The following is a 17,226-nucleotide window of genomic DNA, read 5'->3' as shown; positions in this document are numbered from 1 at the left end:
GAACGGCTGTACGGCGCTGTACGTGCGGATGTCGGTGAGCAGTATCGCGCCGCGGGGCTCAGTCCGGGGCGCCGGGGCGGACCGTCAGCCCCGAGGTGGTCACGAGGACCACCGCCTGGGTGACGTCGACCTGCGCGCCGCTCAGCTCACCCGTGCGCTGACCGACCGCCGACAGGTCCTCGCCGTACAGTCCGCCCCACGGACCCCGCTCTCCGTGGGCGGCGGGGCGACGCCGCGCTCCCTGTCCGGGCATCACCCCTGCTCGATGCGGCTGACCACCCGGGCGGCGACCACCACCGGGTCGTAGGTGGGCGAGAACGGCGGGGCGTAGGAGAGGTCGGAGCCGGCGAGGTCCTCGGCGGTCATCCCCGCCGAGATGGCGGCGGCGAAGACGTCGATCCGCTTGCCCGACCCGGGGCCGCCGACGATCTGGGCGCCCAGCAGCCGCCCCGAGCCGGCCTCGGTGAGCAGCTTGATCGCGATCTCCTCGGCACCCGGGTAGTAGCCGGCCCGGGTCGCCCCCTCGATCGTGTCGGTGCGGTAGTCGAAACCGGCCTCCTCGGCCTCAGTGGTGCACAGCCCGGTGCGGCCGACCTCCAGCTCACCGACCTTCGTGAGCGCGGTGCCCAGGACCCCGGCGAAGCGCGCCGCCCGCCCACCGATCACCGAGCCGGCCACCCGCCCCTGCTTGTTGGCGTGGGTGCCCAGCGCGACGTGGGTGGCCTCACCGGTGACCCGGTGGAAGGTCTGCGAGCAGTCACCGGCGGCGTAGATCTCCGGGTGCGAGCGGGTGCGCTGGGTGCGGTCGACGGCGATGGCGCCGGTGGTGCCGAGGCGGATGCCGGCCTGCTCGGCCAGCGCCACCTCGGGGCCCATGCCGAGGCCCAGCACGACCAGGTCGGCGTCGTAGCTGCCCGCGTCGGTGCGCACGCCCCGCGCGCGGCCGGCGTCGTCGACCAGGATCTCGCGGACGGCCTGGTCAGGGTGCATCTCCATGCCCATGGCGCCCATGCCGGCGCAGACCCGCTCGGCCATGTCGGCGTCGAGCAGCTGCATCGGCAGCGGGTCGGCGAGCACCACGGTGACCTCGAGCCCGCGGCGCTGGAGCGCCTCGGCCATCTCCAACCCGATGTAGCCGCCCCCGAGCACCAAGGCGCGGCGCGGGCCGGCGTCCAGGGCGGCGCGGATGGCGGCGCCGTCGTCGAGCCGGTGCACGCCGTGGACGCCGGGGGCGTCCAGGCCGGGGATCGGCGGGCGGTTCGGCCGGCCCCCGGTGGCGACGAGCAGCCGGTCGTAGCCGATCCGCTCGCCGGTTCCAGTGACGACCTTGCCCGCGTCGGCGTCGATCTCGACCGCCGGCACGCCGGTGTGCACGGTGATGTCCCGGGCGGCGAACTGCTCCGGCGTCCGGGCGATCAGCTGCTCCCGGTCCTCGACCTGGCCACCGATCCAGTAGGGGATGCCGCAGGCGGAGTAGGAGACGACGTCCCCCTGCTCCAGCACGACGATCTCCAGGTCGTCGGCGTCCCGGAGCCGGCGCGCCTGCGCCGCCGCCGACATCCCCGCCGCATCGCCGCCGATGACGAGGAACCGCTCCCTGCTCACCGCCCCAGCGTGGCACCTGCCGGCGTGCTGCGGAACACCGTCCCGGGGTTCAGCAGACCGGCGGGGTCGAGCGCGGACTTGATCGAGCGGTGCACGTCCAGCGCCACGGGCCCGATCTCCCGCTCGAGCCAGTCCAGCTTGATGGTGCCCACGCCGTGCTCGCCGGTGATCGTCCCGCCCAGGGAGAGCCCCAGCGCGAGGATGTCGTCGAACGCCGCGTGGGCCCGCTGCCGCTGGTCGGCGTCACCCGCGTCGAAGCAGACGGTCGGGTGCATGTTGCCGTCGCCGGCGTGCCCGACGACGCCGATGACGACGTCGCGGTCGGCGGCGATGCCGTCACACCCGTCCAGGAACCCGGCGATCCGCGAGCGGGGCACGGCGACGTCGTCGATGAGCACCGCGCCCCCCACGCGCTCCAGGGCGGGCAGCGCCATCCGCCGGGCCGCGAGCAGCAGGTCGCCCTCGGCCTGGTCCTCGGTGGAGTGGACGAACTGGGCGCCGGCCTCCTCGCACAGCGCGGTCAGCAGCGCGATCTCCTCGGCGGCGGCCGCACCTCCGGTGTCGGACTGGGCGACCAGGAGCGCCCGGGTGTCGTGGTCCAGGCCGGCCCTGAGCACCTGGTCGACGGTCCGGATGCAGGTGCCGTCCATGATCTCCAGCAGGCTGGGCACCAGCCCGGCGGTGACCACGCGCTCGACCACCTGGCCGGCCTGGGCCGTGGTGGCGAAGGAGGCGGCGAGGGTGACCGGGGCCCTCGGCGCGGGGCGCAGCGCGAGCGTGGCCTCGGTGATGACGCCGAGCGTCCCCTCGGAGCCCACGAACAGGCGGGCGAGGTCGTAGCCGGCCACGCCCTTGACCGTGCGCCGGCCGGTGCGCAGCACGCGCCCGTCGGCGAGCACGACCTCCAGGCCCAGCACGTAGTCGGTGGTGACGCCGTACTTCACGCAGCAGAGGCCGCCGGAGTTGGTGGCGAGGTTGCCGCCGATCGTGCACCAGTCGTAGCTGGAGGGGTCCGGCGGGTAGAAGAGCCCGCTGCCGGCGACGGCGTCGCGCAGCTGCTTGTTGACCACGCCCGGCTGGACGACGGCCAGCCGGTCGGCGGTGGAGACCTCGAGGACGGCGTCCATGCGGGTCATGACGAGGGTGATCCCGCCGTCGACGGCGTTGCTCCCCCCCGCCAGACCGGAGCCGGCACCGCGTGGCACCACCGGGATGCCGTGCCGCGAGGCGATCCGCATGACGGCGGCGACGTCGTCGGTGCGGCGCGGGAAGACCACGGCCCCCGGCATGCCGGCGGGCGCCATCATCGCCTGGTCGCGGGCGTAGGCGGCCGTGACGTCGGGGTCGGTCAGCACGCTGTCGGGGCCCAGCGCATCGGTCAGCTCGGCGAGCCACGTCGCCGTCGTCGTGGTCACCGCCACACCGTAAGACGTCCGGCGATGATCAGGTGAGCTGATCCCTGCCGGGGCGTCTCAGCCGAGGCCGAGGTCGGCGAGGGTGAAGGCGGCCCGGTACTCGAAGCCGGCCTCCTCGACCGCCGCCCGCCCGCCCCGGTCGACGATCACCGCGACGGCGACCACCTCCGCACCGGCCTCCTGCAGCGCCTCCGCCGCGGTCAGCGGGCTGCCGCCGGTGGTGGAGACGTCCTCGACCACCAGGACGGCGCGACCGGCGACGTCCGGCCCCTCGATCCGCCGCTGCAGGCCGTGCGCCTTGCCCGCCTTGCGCACCACGCAGGCGTCGAGGAAACCCTCGCCCGCCGCGGCCGCGTGCAGCATCGCCGTCGCCACCGGGTCAGCCCCCAGGGTCAGCCCGCCGACGACGTCGTAGCGCAGGTCCCCGGTGAGCTGGCGCATCACCCGGCCGACCAGCGGGCCGCCCTCGTGGTGCAGCGTCAGCCGGCGCATGTCGATGTACCAGTCGGCCTCCTGACCGGAGGAGAGCGTGACCTTCCCGTGCACCACGGCGAGGTCGAGGATCAGCTGGAGCAGCCGGTCGCGGTCGGGCAGGGCGGTGGGTGCCGTCATGTGTGGGAACCCTAGACACGGCAGGGCCGCGGCCCGACGTGCTGTCGGCCCACGGCCCGGTGCGGTCCGCCCCCGCGAGCGGGCGGGTGCGCTCAGCCCGCGGCGGGCTGGAGCACCTGGTCGATGATGTAGACGGTGGCGTTGGCCGTCTGCACGTTGCCGCAGACCACCGAGGCCTCCGCGCCGACCAGGGTGCCGTCCGCGGCGATGGTCAGGTCCTCGCCCGAGCCCTCGATCGTCACCTCGTCGTTGTTCAGCGTGGTGTGCGTGCCGGCCAGCTCGGCGGGGGTGAGACGGCCCGGCAGGACGTGGTGGGTCAGCAGCGCCGTCAGAGCCGGGGTGTCGGCCAGCAGCCCCTGCAGCGCATCGGCCGGGACGGCCTCGAACGCCGGGTCGGCCGGGGCCAGCACGGTGATGTCCTGGGTGGTGTTGAAGGTTTCCACGAGGTTCGCTGCCTGCACCGCCTGGACCAGCGACGACAGCACCGGGTTGTTGCCCGCGGCGGTGGCCACCGGGTCGGCGCTCATGCCCTGGAAGCTGCCCGGCCCCTCGGCGGGGACCGCCGCGCAGCCCTCGCCGAACGGCCCGTCCGGGGCCGGTGCGGCGACGGCGCTGCTCTCCGGTGCGGAGCTGCTGGTGGCCGGGGTCGTGCCGGCGGTGCTCTCGGCGGCGGGATCGTCGTCGGATCCGCAGGCGCTGAGCGCGATCGCGACGCTCGAGACGGCGGCGAGCAGGATCCCGCGGGGAAGCGTGCGCGTCATGGTGGTGCTCCTGTTCCTCGTCCGGCGCGACGGCTGCGTCGCGGTCGATCCTGGCGGGGCGCCGGTCGCGTCGCGGCCGGCGGGTCGTCGTCGGCAGCGCCGGGACGCGTCCGGTCGGTACCCCGAGGGCGGGTCACGCGGCGGCACCGCCGCCGTCCCCAACGGGATCCCGGGGCCGGGGGTGGTCCGGATTCGACGCGAGCGGGAGAACCCGGCCACCGCCGCGGCGGCGGGCCGGAGGTCTGCCACGCTGGGCGGGTGCCCGCCGATCCCCGCCCCCGCCCCGTCGACGGCGACGCGGCCCCCGCACCGCCGTCGGTACGGGTTGCCATGGCGCTGCTCGCGACCCTCGCCGTGCTGCTCCTGCTCTACGTGACGATCACCTGGCTCGGCCGGGACGGCGTCCGCCAGGCGCTGGTCGAGGCGGGGCTGACCGCGGACGAGGCCCGGCAGTTCCTGCTGGTCAACACGACGGCCCCGCTGGTCCTGGGCATCGCCTACGCGGTCTCGGCGTGGGCCGTGTCGGGCCGCCGCCGGTGGGGCCTCTGGACCGGCGTCGTGTCGACGGTCGTCCTGGCGCTCGTGCTGCTGTCCACGATGCTGACCGCCGGCGGCGTCACCGTCGTGGCGCTGCTGCTGCTGGTCCTGTCGGTCGGGGCGGCGGCCAGCCTGGTCGCGCGCACGACGCGGGACTGGCTGGCCGCCGGCCGGGCCTGACGACTCCCCCGGCTCAGCCCTGGCCGGTGGCGCGCTGCCACTTCCGGAAGCGGTACCAGTCGTTGGACGGCCTCATCGCCAGCAGCACCACCCCCGCCCCGGTCAGGGCGAGCTGGAACCAGGACAGCGTGGTGAGGAAGGGCAGCGGACCGCCGGCGACGGCGTTGAACGGGCCGGCCAGCAACGCCAGACCACCCAGCACCCAGAGCACGATCCGCGCCCAGTTGCGGCCCTGCCACGCGAACCACACGAAGAGCAGCTGCAGCAGGAGCACGAGCACGGTGAAGCCGATCGTCAGCTGCGCCGTCAGCTCGGCGAGCGCCTCGGTGTCGAGCCCCTCGAACTCGGCGCCCTGGAGGTCGGTGCCCGACTGGGCGAGCGTCCAGTCCAGCAGCTCGTCCCAGTTCAGCAGCGTGACGACGGCGGCCACCGCGCTGAGCACCAGCGAGCCGAGGAAGGCGCCGATGCCGGCGCGCACCGTCAGCGGCCGCTCCATCGGCTCGGGCGCGCCCGGACCCCAGCCCTGGGGCGCCGCGGGTGCGGGCGCGTAGCCGTAGGGGTTCTGGCCGTACGGGTTCTGGATGTAGGGGTTCTGCGGCGGCTGCCCGTACGGCGGCTGGCCCCCTTGCTGCCCGTACGGCGGCTGCCCGTACGGCGGCTGGCCCCCCTGCTGCCCGTACGGCGGCTGACCACCCTGCGGCGGCTGCCCGTACGGCGGCTGACCACCGTACGGCGGCTGGCCGCCCTGCCCCTCAGGCTGCCCCTCGGGCTGCCCCTGCTGCCGACCGTGCTGGTCGTCCTGGCCCGCCGTCATCGTGCCTCCGCCTCTGGGTTCCGGTCGTCGCCCGCGATCATCGAGGACGCCCCGCCGGGGAACCAGCAGGGCACGCGGTGCCACCCGATCAGGGGCGTGCCCGCCGGAACCGGACGGGTCCGGCGGGCACGGGGAGCCCACGAGCGGCTACGCGCCGCGCGAGACGAGCAGGCCCTCGACGTCGCCACCCGGCCAGTCGACGACGACCTCGTCGCCGTCCCGGATCTCGCCGGACAGCAGCGCCTTCGCCAGCTGGTCGCCGATCGCGGACTGCACCAGCCGGCGCAGCGGCCGGGCACCGTAGACCGGGTCGAAGCCGTTGAGCGCCAGCCACTCGCGGGCCGCGTCGGTGACGGTCAGGGTCAGCCGTCGGGCGGCCAGCCGGCGGGCCAGGACGCCGACCTGGATGTCGACGATCCCGGTCAACTCTTCGCTGCCCAGCGCCCGGAACACCACGACGTCGTCCAGCCGGTTGAGGAACTCGGGCTTGAAGTGGCCCCGGACGACCCCCATCACCGCGTCGCGGCGCCGCTCCTCGGGCACCGACTGGTCGGCGATCAGCTGCGAGCCGAGGTTCGACGTCAGGATCAGGATCGTGTTCCGGAAGTCGACCGTCCGACCCTGGCCGTCGGTGAGCCGGCCGTCGTCGAGCACCTGCAGCAGCACGTCGAAGACGTCCGGGTGCGCCTTCTCGACCTCGTCGAGCAGCACCACGGTGTAGGGACGGCGCCGCACCGCCTCGGTCAGCTGGCCGCCGGCCTCGTAGCCGACGTACCCGGGGGGAGCCCCGACCAGGCGGGCGACCGAGTGCTTCTCGGAGTACTCGCTCATGTCGATGCGGACCATCGCCCGCTCGTCGTCGAACAGGAACTCCGCCAGCGCCTTCGCGAGCTCCGTCTTGCCGACGCCGGTGGGACCGAGGAAGAGGAACGACCCGGTGGGCCGGTCGGGGTCGGCGACCCCGGAGCGGGCCCGGCGGACGGCGTCGGAGACGGCGCGGACGGCGTCGGGCTGCCCGACGACCCGGTGCGCGAGCTCCTGCTCCATGCGCAGCAGCTTCTGGGTCTCGCCCTCGAGCAGCCGGCCGGCGGGGATGCCGGTCCAGGCCTGGACGACCTCGGCGATGTCGTCGGGGCCGACCTCCTCCTTGAGCATGGAGGCCTGCTCCTCGACCGACGCCTCGGCCTCGGCCAGCGCCCTCTCCAGCTGCGGGAGCCGGCCGTAGCGGAGCTCCGCGACGCGGGCGAGGTCGCCGTCGCGCTCGGCGCGCTCGGCCTCGGTCCGCAGCCGCTCGAGCTCCTCCTTGGCCTGCTGGATCCGGGTGATGGCGCTCTTGTCCTGCTGCCAGCGCGCGGTCAGCTCGGCCAGCTCCTGGCGCTTGTCGGCGAGGTCCTCGCGCAGGGTGGCCAGGCGCTCGAGGGACGACGGGTCGCCCTCCTTGGCCAGCGCCATCTCCTCGATCTCCAGCCGGCGCACGGCGCGCTCGACCTCGTCGACCTCGACCGGTCGGCTGTCGATCTCCATGCGCAGCCGGCTGGCGGCCTCGTCGACCAGGTCGATCGCCTTGTCGGGCAGGAACCGGGAGGTGACGTACCGGTCCGACAGCGTGGCCGCGGCGACGATCGCGCCGTCGGTGATCCGGACGCCGTGGTGCACCTCGTAGCGCTCCTTGAGCCCGCGCAGGATGCCGATCGTGTCCTCGACCGAGGGCTCGCCGACGAAGACCTGCTGGAAGCGCCGCTCGAGGGCCGGGTCCTTCTCGATGTGCTCGCGGTACTCGTCGAGCGTGGTGGCGCCCACCATGCGCAGCTCACCGCGGGCCAGCATCGGCTTGATCATGTTGCCCGCGTCCATCGCGCCGTCACCGGTCGCGCCGGCACCGACGATCGTGTGCAGCTCGTCGATGAAGGTGATGATCTCGCCCTCGGCCTCGGTGATCTCCTGCAGGACGGCCTTGAGCCGCTCCTCGAACTCACCGCGGTACTTGGCGCCGGCCACCATCGCGCCGAGGTCCAGCGCCATCAACCGCTTGCCCTTGAGGCTCTCGGGGACGTCGCCGGCGACGATGCGCTGGGCCAGCCCCTCGACGATCGCCGTCTTGCCGACCCCCGGCTCGCCGATGAGCACCGGGTTGTTCTTCGTGCGGCGCGAGAGCACCTGCACGACCCGGCGGATCTCCGTGTCCCGGCCGATCACCGGGTCGACCTTGCCCTCGCGCGCCCGCTCGGTGAGGTCGACGGCGAACTTCTCGAGCGCCTGGTAGGTGGCCTCCGGGTCGGCGGTGGTGACCTTGCGGTTGCCCCGCACCGTGCGGAACGCCGCGAGCAGCGCGTCGGCCGTGGCGCCCGCGCTGGTGAGGACGGCGGCGGCCTCCCCCTCGGACCCCGCCAGGCCGACGAGCAGGTGCTCGGTGGAGACGTACTCGTCACCGAGGGCCCCGGCCTGCTCGGAGGCGGCGTTGATCACCCTGAGGAACTCGCGCGACGGCGCGGGAGCGGAGACCGTGGCGCCGCTGACGCTCGGCATGCGGCGCAGGGCGGCGTCGGCCTTGCTGCGGACGTCGGCCGGGTCGGCGCCGACCGCGGTGAGCAGCGGGCCGGCGATGCCGTCAGCCTGCTCCAGCAGGGACACCAGCAGGTGCAGCGGCTCGAGGGCCGCCTGACCCCGGCCGACGGCGAGGCGCTGGGCGCCGGCGACGGCCTCCTGCGAACGGGTCGTGAGCTTGCTCTCCATACCGGGGGGCACGTCCTCTCCTGTCCGGGCACGCCGTCCTTCCGTGGCCGGCGTCGTCCCTCCCTGCAACGAGCCAGGGGTTGAGCCTGTTCCGCTCAACTCTGCTGGCCGGCTCCATCCTGCCCGGTCGCACCGCCGCCACCAGGACCCCCTTCCGGGTCGGCACCGGGCCGCGACGTCCCGGCCCCCGGGGCGGCGCCCCTAGACTGGCGGCATGACCGCCCTGCCGGCTCCGAGCGTCGCGCTCGACGACCAGCTGTGCTTCGCGCTGTACGCCGCGTCCCGCGCGGTGACCGCGCGGTACCGCCCCATGCTCGACGCCATCGGTCTGACCTATCCGCAGTACCTGGTGATGCTGCTGCTCTGGGAGCAGGACAACCAGACGGTCGGCCAGCTCGGTGCGCGACTGGCCCTGGACAGCGGCACCCTCTCGCCCCTCCTCAAGCGGCTGACGGCCGCCGGGCTGGTCACCCGCCACCGGCGGGTCGAGGACGAGCGCTCGGTCTCCATCGCCCTCACCGACGCCGGCCGCTCCCTCGAGGGCAAGGCCGTGGCCATCTCGGAGGAGATGATCGGCGCGATCGGGTTCGACGCCAGCGAGTTCGACGACCTCAAGGCCCGGTTGCGGCTGCTCACCGTCCGGGTCAACGGCACGGCCGAGGTCCCCGGCCAGGTCTGATCCGCGTGGTAGCCCGGGCTCGCGGCGGGTAGGAGGGCGGCCACAGCGCCGCCCGAGCCAGGGGCGGCCACGGCCCGGAAGGGGCAGCATGCCCACTCGTACCGCCCGCACCGCCTGGAACGGCACCCTGCAGGAGGGCTCGGGGCAGGTGGAGCTCTCGAGCTCCAAGGTCGGCACCTACGAGGTGTCCTTCCCCAAGCGTGCCGCCGACGAGGCCGGCGGCACCACCAGCCCCGAGGAGCTCATCGCGGCGGCGCACTCCGCCTGCTTCGCCATGGCGCTCTCCAGCGAGATCGGGAAGGCCGGCGGTACGCCGCAGTCCCTCGAGGTCTCCGCCGACGTCACCCTCGGCCAGCGGGACGGCGCCCCGACCATCACGGGGATCAAGCTCACCGTCCGCGGCGAGGTGGAGGGGATCGACGCCGACGGCTTCGACAAGGCCGCGCAGGCCGCCAAGGCCGGGTGCCCGGTGAGCAAGGCGCTGACCGGCACCGAGATCACCCTGGACGCCGCGCTCGAGGGCTGACCCCCGGCCGGACGGTCGACGGCCCGCCTCCCCTGCGGGAGACGGGCCGTCGGCCGTCGTCCGGTCAGCGGGCCGGGCCCACCCCGGCGTGCGCCACCTCGGTGCGCGCGCCGTCGGCGTCGCGGCCCTCGATCGCGTCGGTGTCGACGCGCACCGCCACCCCCCGCTCGGCCTGCTCCCGCTCGTCACCGGTCTCGGTCCGCAGCGCGACCTCGCGGATGAAGAGGACGGCGAGGACCGCGACCAGCGCCACCACGGCCGAGATCAGGAAGACCCGGCCGGTCGCGTCCCCGTAGGAGAGCCGGATCAGCTCCTGGACCGGCGCCGGCGCGTCGGCCAGGTCGGCCAACCCGACGTCCGCTCCCCCGGCGGCCGCCGCCTCCGCGGCCCCCGGGATCCGCGCCATGCCGTCGCGGATCAGGTCGCCCACGTGGTTGCTCAGCACGGCTCCGAGGACCGAGACGCCGATCGTGCCGCCCAGGCTGCGGAAGAAGGCCACGGCGGAGCTGGCCGCCCCCAGGTCCCGGGCAGCCACGGTGTTCTGCACCGCGAGCACCAGGTTCTGCATGCTCATGCCGATCCCCACGCCCAGGACGAACAGGAAGGAGCAGAGCAGCACCATGTCCGTCTCGTGGTCGATCGTCGCGAGCAGCGCGAAGCCGGCGACGACCAGCGCCGAGCCGGCCGTGAGGTAGATCTTCCACCGGCCGTAGCGGGTGATCAGCAGGCCCGAGACGGTGGAGGAGATCAGCAGCCCGCCGACCATCGGGATGGTCAGCAGCCCGGCCTCGGTCGGCGAGTACCCCCGCGAGATCTGCAGGTACTGGCCGAGGAACACCGTCGAGCCGAACATCGCCATGCCGACGGCGACGCTGGCGACGATCGCGAGCGTGGTGGTGCGGTCGCGGAAGAGCCGCAGCGGCACGATCGGCTCCGCGGCCCGCATCTCGGTGACCAGGAACGCCACGATCGCCAGGGCGGCCCCGCCGAGGAACAGCGCCGTCTCCACCGACGCCCAGCCGAAGCTGCCGCCGGCGAGGGTGACCCAGATGAGCAGGGCGGAGACGCCGGCGGCCAGGAAGGTCGCACCGAGGTAGTCGATGGTCACGTCCCGCCGGGTCACCGGGAGGTGCAGCGTGCGCTGGAGGAGCACCAGCGCGACGGCCGCGAACGGGACGCCGACGTAGAAGCACCAGCGCCAGCCCAGCCAGCTGGTGTCCACCAGCAGGCCGCCCAGGAGCGGGCCGCCGACGGTCGCGACCGCCATCACCGCGCCGAGGAGACCGGAGTAGCGGCCGCGTTCCCGCGGGCTGATCATCGCCGCCATCGCGATCTGCACCAGCGCCTGCAGGCCGCCGAGCCCCAGGCCCTGGAGCACGCGCCAGGCGATCAGGGTGTCCACCGACTGCGCGAGCCCGGCCAGCATCGACCCGGCGATGAAGATCACGATCGACAGCTGGATGAGCAGCTTCTTGCTGAACAGGTCCGCCAGCTTGCCCCAGATCGGCGTGGACGCGGTCGAGGCCAGCAGCGTCGCGGTGATCACCCACGTGTACTGGTTCTGCGTGCCGCGCAGCTCGGTGATGATCGTGGGCAGGGCGTTGGAGACGACGGTCGAGGACAGGAAGGCCACGAACATCGCCAGCAACATGCCGGAGAGCGCCTCTAGCACCTGGCGGTGGGTCATCCGCCCCTGCTGCTCGACGGGCGCCTCGGCCGCGGAGGTCTGCACGGTGGTCACGGGACTCCTGGTGGGCTGTCGTGCGGGGTGGGGAGGGAGCGGGGGCGCCGTGGTCACCGGGCGGCTCCCACGGGCTCGGTGCGCGGCTGCTCCCCGGCGACGTCGATGTCACCGACGAGGCGCTCGAGCAGGCCGGCGAGCCGCTCGGCGTCGTCGTCCTCCCAGTCGGCGAGGGCGGTCAGCGCCCACGCGGAGCGGAGCGCCCGCGAGGTGGCCAGCGCCTCGGCGCCGCGGCCGGTGAGCCGGAAGAGCGTGGCCCGGCCGTCGCGGGGATCGGGGTGGCGCGCGACGTAGCCGGCCCGCTCCAGCGAGGCGAGCTGCCGGCTGGCGACCGAGCCGTCGACGCCGGCGTGCGCGGCGAGGGCGCTGCAACGGAGGTCGCCGTCGCGCTCCAGCGGCAGCAGGAGCGCCCAGCCGAACGACGGCAGGTCACCGTGCAGCTGGGTGGCGGCGCGCGAGCTCAGGTGCCGGCCGGCGCGGATGAGCTGGGCGACACCGGTCATGAGGCGGTCCCGCGTGGCGGGGCTGAGGGGCATGGCGACGTCCTGCGGGTGGTGCAACTGCTTGCAGACCGAAACCATACTCCCATATGGTTGCGGTCTGCAACGTATCGCGCGGTACCTACCCTGCACGCGACGATGCCCGGACCCCGCGTCGGGGTCCGGGCATCGTCACCGGTGGTGCTGCGCTCAGCGGGTGTACGGGCGGTGCAGGTACCGGCCCTCCGGCCGGCCGGTGATCCTGCCGTCGGTGAGCACCTGGTTGCCGCGCACCCACGTGTCGGTCACCTTGGCGCCGAGCTCGAACCCCTCGAACGGCGTGTACTCCTGCGTGGACTCCGACGCCGCCGCCTCGACCGTCCAGGTCGCCGAGGGGTCCACCAGGCAGAAGTCGGCGTCGTAGCCGACGCCGATCGTGCCCTTGCCCGGCAGCCCGTACCGCTGCGCCGGGTTCCAGGACGTCAGCTCGGCGATCCGCCGGTGGGACAGCCCCCGGCGCCGGCCCTCGCTCACCAGGCCGGGCAGCAGGTACTCCGCGCCGCCGAAGCCGGACTTCGCCGCGAAGACGTCGTCGCGGGGCTCGCCGAACTTCTTCTCGTCCTTGCAGCAGGCGTGGTCGCTGACGACCCAGTCCACGTCACCGGCGAGCACGTGCTCCCACAACGCCTCGACGTCCTCCCGCGGTCGCAGCGGCGGGTTCACCTTGCCGCCGAGACCGTGGGCGGTGTCGATGTCCGCGAGCAGGTGGCCGATGGTGACCTCGCGGCGGAAGTCCACGTGCGGGAAGACCTTCGCCATCCGCAGGGCCGCGGTGAGCGCCTTGCGCGAGGACAGGTGCAGCAGGTTGATGCTCGGCAGCCCCGTCTCGTCGGCCAGGAAGGAGGCGATGGTGACGGCCAGCCCCTCGGAGTGCGGCGGCCGGGAGGCGCTGTAGGCGGCCAGTCCCTTCAGGTTGCCCTCGGCCTGCACCATCTTCGTGTAGGCGGTCATGATCTCCGCCGTCTCGCAGTGCAGCGACAGCGAGACGTGCGGCGCGTGCTCGGTGAGCTTCTCGCGAGCTTCCTGGATGCCCCGCATGACGAACTCGAAGTGCGCCAGGTCGTAGCGCTCGTCCGGCGGGATCATCAGGAAGGAGCTCTGGTCGGACGACGCGCCGTGCAGACCGTGCCCGCCGTAGAACATGAAGATCTTGAACGAGGTGACGCCGAACTCCTCGATCAGCGCCGGGATCTCGCCGATGTGCTCCTTGGACATCGGCGCCAGGTGGAAGGCGTAGTCGACGTAGGACCGGCCCTCCGACGCGGCCAGCACCTTGGGGAAGAACTCCCGGTACGGGCCGCCCTCGTTCAGGTAGTACTGCCCCGTGCGCATGTAGGTGAGCCCGGTGGTGACGCCGCCCTGGGCACTGGCCCGGCTCTCGGTCTCGGCGTCCTCGCCCAGCGGGTTGTAGATGCCCCAGTGCTGGTGGGCGTCGACCACGCCCGGGAAGGCGAGGCGGCCGCGGCCGTCGACGACCACGTCGGCGTCCTCGGCGGGGATGTCCCGCTCGACCCGCACGAACTTCCCGTCGACGATCCCGAGGTCGAGGGCCTCGCCGTCCTCGGCGCCGGGGACGTCCGGCCGGACGACCGTCACGTTCTTCACAAGGGTCTGGAGGCGGGTCATGCGGTTCCTTCCTCGGAGGTGGTGTCGGCGTGCCCGGGAGCCGACGCCCCGCGGCCGGCGGCCACGTGGTCGGCGGCCAGGTAGGCCAGGCCCAGTGCGGGCAGGAGGCCGTTGCCGGCCAGGTAACCGGCGGCGCCGTGGCCGGAGATCCCGGCCGCAGCGCCCCCGGACGCGTAGAGCCCGGGGATGACCGAGCCGTCGGGGCGGGTGACGCGGGCGTGCTCGTCGACGACCAGCCCGCCCTGGGTGTGGAACAGCGCCGGCACGACGCGGACGGCGGCCAGCGGCGGGGCCAGCTCCGCCTCGACGGAGGTGCGGCCGAAGCGGTCCTCGCCCTCGCCGCGGGCCACCGCCGCGGTGGCGGCGAGCTCGTCGGCCAGCGCCCCGGCCGGCAGCCCGGTGGCCTCGGCCAGCCCGGCGACGTCGTCGGCCCACACCAGCGCCCCGCCCTCGATGGTCTGGCGGAAGTCGGTGAAGGGCAGGCAGGCGTCGTGGATGCGCTGGTCCAGGACGATCCAGGCGGTCGCTCCCGGCTGCCGCGCGATGACGGAGGCGTACTCGGAGTAGCCGGAGGTCTCGTTCCCGAAGCGCCGCCCGTCCTGGCCGACGATCACCGCGCCGTGCATGACCGTGGCCCAGCCGACGAGGGTGGAGGACCGGGCAGCCAGGGCACCGTGCCCCTGGTAGGCGTCGAGGTAGGCGGTGGCCGCGCCGAGCTCCGCGCCGATCCGCAGCGCGTCCCCGCGGGAGGCCTCGCTGCCGTGGTACACCGCGTCGGCGATCTCCGGGAGGTGGCGGGCGACCAGCTCGCGGTCCGCGCCGTAGCCGTTGGTCGCCAGCAGCACCGCCGGCGTCCCGACCTCCTCGGTCGCGCCGTCGGGGGTCCGGATCACCGCGGCGCGCACCCGGCCCTCGTCGTCCAGTCGCACGTCCACGAGCTCGGCGGGGACGAGCAGGTCGATCCGCTCCTCGGCCTTCACGGCGGCCACCAGGTGGTCGAGCAGGACGGTGCCGTGACGGCCCTCGATCGTGTGGCAGCGGTCGGCGGTGTGGCCGGGGTAGTGGAAGTCGGTGACCAGCGAGAGCGGCAGCCCCACGTCGTCGGCCAGCCACTCGACCAGCGGGGCGCTCGCCTCGGCGAGAGCCCGCGCCAGCCGCTCGTCGGCCTCCCCCTTCGTCTTGCGCCGGATGTCCTCGACGTAGAGCTCCGGGGAGTCCTCGATGCCCGCCTCGCGCTGGAAGCGTGAGCCCGCGCCGGGGATCATCGCCGTCGACATCGAGGTGTTGTTCCCTCGGCGGAAGTGCTCGCTGACCTCCACGACCAGCACGTCCAGGCCGTGCTGCGCCGCCCGCAGGGCGGCCGCCAGGCCACCGCCGGCGCCGGCGACGACGAGGTCGGGCCCGGTGTCGCTCACGCCGCCTCCCCCGCCGCGATCAGCCGCAGCGCCAGCGCGGTCGGGTCGACCACGCGGACCGGCCAGGCCGCGGCCTCCGCCGGCAGGTCGACGGCGCTGCAGCCGTTCACCAGGTCGCCCGCACCGGCGCGCCCCATCCGGCCGACGACCGCCTCCAGCGAGGCGCCCCAGCGGTCTGCCTGGTGGATGGCGTCGACGTCGAGGTCGAGCACCTCGACCCCCGTGAACGACGTCCCGAGCCCGTAGGCCTCCACCTGCCGCGCCAGCTCGTCGGCGATCGGCTGGTTGCGGGTGACGGCGCCGACCGACCGACCGGCCAGCGCGCTCCACGTCATGCTGGTCCGCAGCAGGCCGAACACCGGCCGGTCCAGCTGCCCCGCCAGCGCGGGGACGCCGGGGTCGAGGACGCAGTCGGGCAGCAGCGCGTCGGCGTCGTCCGGTGCCCGGCGCAGCGCCTCGGTGACCATGCCCTCGCTGTCGCGGACCTGCTGCTCGGTGTCGAGCGCCCGCGGTGCGTCGGCGCCGATGTCGTGCAGCTCGACCGCGAGGCCCGGCGGGCAGAGGGCGTCGTAGCGCGCCTGCCGCCGGGCCAGCTCCTCGGCGGGGACGTGGATCGGGGTGACGGCGAAGATGCGCACGGAACTCCTCGGATGCGGATCGGACGGGCCGGGGGCCGGGCGGGTCATCCCGCCAGCCGCCCGAGCAGCGGGGCGACGTCGGGGGCGTCCGGCAGGCCGGAGGCGACCTCGCGGACGGTGGCCAGCACGCCGCCGTCCCCGAGCAGGGCCGCCAGCTTCGCCAGCACGTCCTCCTCGGCGAACGGGTGGTGAGCCGCGTCCCCCACGGGATTGGGGACCTCGATCGACAGCTCGCGGCCGGCGCCGCGGACGGTCACCCGGGCCGCGCGCTCGTCGGGCAGCCGGGCGTCGAGGTCGTCGGCACGCAGGACCCGGACCCGGCCGGCGAGGTCGCGGACGCGGGGGTCGGTGCGCGCGGCGGCGGACGAGGCCTCCGGCCCGACGTGCCCGTGCACCAGGGCGGCGGCCGCCACGAAGGGCACGCTGAAGAGCGCGCCGAGGCGGGAGTCCCAGGTGGTGCGGTCCAGGCCGGCGGCCAGGGAGTGCGTCTCCACGACCACCTCCTCGACCGCCGCCGGGTCCCCGAGCTCGGGCCGCAGCAGCAGCACCGCGTCGGCCACCGGGTGGGTGAAGGAGCAGGAGGCATGCCGCTTGAAGTAACCGTTGCGGACGTCCCAGCGCTCGCCCAGGTCTTCGGTCAGGGCGGCGGCGTCGAAGGAACCGAGCAGCTCGCCGAGGGTGCCGGCCGCGGTGCCGGTGGTGCGGGCGACCCCGGCCGCGGCCATCCGCGCGGCGGCCAGCCCTGACACGTTGGACGCCGACATCCAGGCGTCCCGCACCGGGTTGCCGTCCAGGGCCGAGTCGAAGTGACCAGCGACGGGAAGGCCCGCGCCCGTGTCGATCGCCGCGGCCACCTGCTCGGCGTCCAGGCCCAGCAGCCGCGCGCACCCGGCGGCCGCGCCGGCGACACCCCAGCTGCCGTGCGGGTGCATGCCCGGGCGCAGCCGGACGGCGCGCCCGAAGCGGGCGGCCACCTCGTAGGCGACCATCAGCGCCGCGGCGGTGTCCGGGCCGCCGGCCCGCAGGTCGGCGGCGAGCGCCAGCACCGCGGGCAGCCCGTGCGCCCCCGGGTGGCCCTTGGCGTACTTGTGGCCCTCGTCGAGCTCCAGCCGCACCAGCGCGCTCGCGTTGAGCCAGGCCGCCGCCTCCACCGTGGTGGAGAGCCCACCGCCGACCAGCGGCGCCGGGCCGGGCCCGGGCCGCCACGCGGCCACGAGGGCCTGCTGCTCGGGCTGCCGGGCGCCCAGCGCGGTCACCCCCAGCGAGTCCAGCAGCACCAGCTGCAGCCGGGCGCGCGCGTCCGCCGGGACGTCCGCCCAGCGCAGCCCGGCGGCCCACCGCCCGAGGGTCCCGGTCGCCCGGCGCGCCTCGCCGGCGAGCGAGCCGACCGCGGCCGTCACCGGTC

Annotated in this window: 16 protein-coding genes; 3 read left to right on the top strand and 13 right to left on the bottom strand. The window is 74.6% G+C overall.

Features of this window, described 5'->3' with window-relative positions; translation table 11 throughout:
• Positions 1–58: 58 nt before the first annotated feature.
• The 5 genes from ACI79W_RS00415 to ACI79W_RS00395 all read right to left on the bottom strand — a co-directional run bounded on the left by ACI79W_RS00415 (position 59) and on the right by ACI79W_RS00395 (position 4,393).
• Positions 59–253, bottom strand: a complete 195-nt coding sequence (locus ACI79W_RS00415; RefSeq protein ID WP_456560116.1) for a hypothetical protein — start codon at positions 251–253, stop codon at positions 59–61.
• Positions 253–1,605, bottom strand: coding sequence for an FAD-dependent oxidoreductase (locus ACI79W_RS00410; protein WP_456560115.1), 1,353 nt, complete (start codon positions 1,603–1,605; stop codon positions 253–255). The genes ACI79W_RS00415 and ACI79W_RS00410 overlap by 1 nt, the downstream gene beginning before the upstream one ends.
• Entirely contained in the window at positions 1,602–3,020 is a 1,419-nt protein-coding gene (locus tag ACI79W_RS00405; RefSeq protein ID WP_456560114.1) for an FAD-binding oxidoreductase, read from the bottom strand. The genes ACI79W_RS00410 and ACI79W_RS00405 overlap by 4 nt, the downstream gene beginning before the upstream one ends.
• A 57-nt stretch (positions 3,021–3,077) precedes the next feature.
• Positions 3,078–3,632, bottom strand: a complete 555-nt coding sequence (gene pyrE / locus ACI79W_RS00400) for an orotate phosphoribosyltransferase (protein WP_456560113.1) — start codon at positions 3,630–3,632, stop codon at positions 3,078–3,080.
• Positions 3,633–3,724: 92 nt separating this feature from the next.
• The gene (locus ACI79W_RS00395; protein ID WP_456560112.1) at positions 3,725–4,393 is read right to left on the bottom strand and encodes a fasciclin domain-containing protein; all 669 of its coding nucleotides are present in this window, start codon (positions 4,391–4,393) and stop codon (positions 3,725–3,727) included.
• A 258-nt stretch (positions 4,394–4,651) separates the two neighbouring features.
• Between ACI79W_RS00395 and ACI79W_RS00390 the strand changes: the two genes are divergently transcribed.
• Positions 4,652–5,110: a hypothetical protein gene (locus tag ACI79W_RS00390; RefSeq protein WP_456560111.1), complete on the top strand. Its 459-nt coding sequence runs from the start codon at positions 4,652–4,654 to the stop codon at positions 5,108–5,110.
• A 13-nt stretch (positions 5,111–5,123) separates the two neighbouring features.
• On the opposite strand, the gene ACI79W_RS00385 is transcribed toward ACI79W_RS00390, so the two are convergent.
• Positions 5,124–5,924: a hypothetical protein gene (locus ACI79W_RS00385; RefSeq protein ID WP_456560110.1), complete on the bottom strand. Its 801-nt coding sequence runs from the start codon at positions 5,922–5,924 to the stop codon at positions 5,124–5,126.
• 147 nt (positions 5,925–6,071) lie between these two features.
• The gene (gene clpB, locus ACI79W_RS00380) at positions 6,072–8,657 is read right to left on the bottom strand and encodes an ATP-dependent chaperone ClpB (protein ID WP_456560603.1); all 2,586 of its coding nucleotides are present in this window, start codon (positions 8,655–8,657) and stop codon (positions 6,072–6,074) included.
• Positions 8,658–8,871: 214 nt separating this feature from the next.
• Between clpB and ACI79W_RS00375 the strand changes: the two genes are divergently transcribed.
• Together ACI79W_RS00375 and ACI79W_RS00370 are read left to right on the top strand one after the other, a co-directional pair.
• Complete coding sequence (locus ACI79W_RS00375) at positions 8,872–9,336, top strand: MarR family winged helix-turn-helix transcriptional regulator (RefSeq protein ID WP_456560109.1); 465 nt, start codon at positions 8,872–8,874, stop codon at positions 9,334–9,336.
• A gap of 88 nt (positions 9,337–9,424) precedes the next feature.
• The gene (locus ACI79W_RS00370) at positions 9,425–9,862 is read left to right on the top strand and encodes an OsmC family protein (protein WP_456560108.1); all 438 of its coding nucleotides are present in this window, start codon (positions 9,425–9,427) and stop codon (positions 9,860–9,862) included.
• A 64-nt stretch (positions 9,863–9,926) separates the two neighbouring features.
• On the opposite strand, the gene ACI79W_RS00365 is transcribed toward ACI79W_RS00370, so the two are convergent.
• The 6 genes from ACI79W_RS00365 to ACI79W_RS00340 form a co-directional block, all read right to left on the bottom strand.
• Entirely contained in the window at positions 9,927–11,603 is a 1,677-nt protein-coding gene (locus tag ACI79W_RS00365) for a DHA2 family efflux MFS transporter permease subunit (protein WP_456560107.1), read from the bottom strand.
• 53 nt (positions 11,604–11,656) lie between these two features.
• Positions 11,657–12,139 carry a MarR family winged helix-turn-helix transcriptional regulator gene (locus tag ACI79W_RS00360; protein WP_456560106.1) on the bottom strand — a complete coding sequence of 161 codons (483 nt, stop codon included), beginning with the start codon at positions 12,137–12,139 and terminating at the stop codon, positions 11,657–11,659.
• Between the two features lie 153 nt (positions 12,140–12,292).
• Positions 12,293–13,768 (bottom strand): dihydroorotase, encoded by a 1,476-nt coding sequence (locus ACI79W_RS00355; protein ID WP_456560105.1) that lies wholly within the window; start codon positions 13,766–13,768, stop codon positions 12,293–12,295.
• On the bottom strand, positions 13,765–15,183 hold the full coding sequence (locus tag ACI79W_RS00350) for an FAD-dependent oxidoreductase (protein ID WP_456560104.1): 1,419 nt from the start codon (positions 15,181–15,183) through the stop codon (positions 13,765–13,767). Before ACI79W_RS00350 ends, ACI79W_RS00355 begins: the two co-directional genes overlap by 4 nt.
• On the bottom strand, positions 15,180–15,821 hold the full coding sequence (locus tag ACI79W_RS00345) for an aspartate/glutamate racemase family protein (RefSeq protein WP_456560103.1): 642 nt from the start codon (positions 15,819–15,821) through the stop codon (positions 15,180–15,182). Before ACI79W_RS00345 ends, ACI79W_RS00350 begins: the two co-directional genes overlap by 4 nt.
• 44 nt (positions 15,822–15,865) lie before the next feature.
• Positions 15,866–17,221 carry an MmgE/PrpD family protein gene (locus ACI79W_RS00340; RefSeq protein WP_456560102.1) on the bottom strand — a complete coding sequence of 452 codons (1,356 nt, stop codon included), beginning with the start codon at positions 17,219–17,221 and terminating at the stop codon, positions 15,866–15,868.
• Positions 17,222–17,226: the final 5 nt, after the last annotated feature.

Source organism: Blastococcus sp. SYSU DS0533, assembly GCF_054050775.1.
Note: the sequence above shows the minus strand (reverse complement) of the source record. Positions and strands in the feature narration are given on the sequence as shown.